The 1,212-nt window shown below is 73.2% G+C and carries 2 protein-coding genes; one reads left to right on the top strand and one right to left on the bottom strand.

Going from position 1 to position 1,212, the window contains the following annotated elements; all coding sequences use genetic code 11:
• Positions 1–471 (bottom strand): TetR/AcrR family transcriptional regulator (locus tag NS354_RS12875; protein ID WP_058594825.1); only part of this gene is annotated, 471 nt, incomplete at its 3' end.
• A 131-nt stretch (positions 472–602) separates the two neighbouring features.
• On the opposite strand from NS354_RS12875, the gene NS354_RS12870 reads away from it, so the two are divergent.
• Positions 603–1,212 (top strand): biotin transporter BioY (locus tag NS354_RS12870; protein ID WP_058594824.1); only part of this gene is annotated, 610 nt, incomplete at its 3' end.

The raw sequence follows: 1,212 nt of genomic DNA, 5'->3' as shown, positions 1-1,212 counted from the left end.
ACCCTCGGGTCCGATCAGGGCGCCGAACGAGGCGGCCTGCAGGTGCGTCTGCGTCGACTGCGCCTGCCCGAACGTGTAGAAGAGCAGCGCACGCGCGCCGTCGGCGCCGACCCGCTCGGCGAGCCGCTGCTCGACGGCCGAGGAGCCGAGTCTGAATGCGGCGGCGGTCGCGACGACGTCGGCGCCGTCGCGCACCGCCAGCATCGCGCGCCGCATCTCCAGGCACATGCTTCGGGCCGCAGCCGTCGCGTCGCTCGGACCCGCTCCGGGCGGCCCGCCCGCGCTCACGCCGCCCACGATCACATCGGCCATGCGGGCGAGCAGGGTCTGCTTGTCGGGCACGTGGTGGTAGAGCGCGCTCGGCTGCACGTCGAGCGCGGCGGCGACCCGGCGCATGGAGCAGCCTTCGAGGCCCTGCTCGTCGAGCACGCGCAGCGCCGCGGATACCACGTCGGCGAGCGTGTTGCGCATCTCCTCAGCCTACCGCTAACCTGAACACCGTTCACCAGAACACTGTTCAGGTTCGTCGACCGGCACGCGCCGTGTCGGCCCCCGCACCACCGCACCCCGCAGCCGCCAGACGGCCAGACCCCGGAGGCATCGTGACCACCGCAGACCTCACCACCCCGCAGCAGGAGGCCCGGCAGGCCCCGCGCCGCCGGCACGTCGCCACCGACCTCGCCCTCATCGCGACCTTCGCAGCGCTCATCGCGGTCTGCTCGATCATCCCGGGCATCAGCCTCGGCCCCGCCTCGATCACGCTGCAGACGCTCGCGGTCATGCTCGCCGGCGCTGTACTCGGAGCCGGCCGCGGCACGCTCGCGGTGCTGCTCTTCCTGGTGGTCGGCGCCGCCGGGCTCCCCGTCTTCAGCGGCGGAACGGCCGGGCTCGCCCCGTTCGCCGGCCCCACCGTCGGCTACCTCGTCAGCTTCCCCCTCGCCGCCTGGCTCATCGGATTCGTCGTGGAACGCCTGCCCCGCCGCAAGACCGCGACGAGTGTGCCCCTCATCTTCGCCGCGGGCCTCCTCGCCAACCTCGTCTTCGTGCACACGCTGGGGCCGCTCGGTCTCGCCTGGCGCGCCGACATGAGCGTCGGATCGGCCTTCCTCTTCGACCTGGCCTTCTGGCCCGGCGACCTCGCGAAGACCCTCATCGTCGCCATCGTCGCCACCGCAGTGCACCGGGCGTTCCCCGCCCTCCTGCCGCGCCGAT

The sequence above is a fragment of the Leucobacter chromiiresistens genome, from assembly GCF_001477055.1.
In the GTDB taxonomy this organism is placed as follows: domain Bacteria; phylum Actinomycetota; class Actinomycetes; order Actinomycetales; family Microbacteriaceae; genus Leucobacter; species Leucobacter chromiiresistens_A.
Note: the sequence above shows the minus strand (reverse complement) of the source record. Positions and strands in the feature narration are given on the sequence as shown.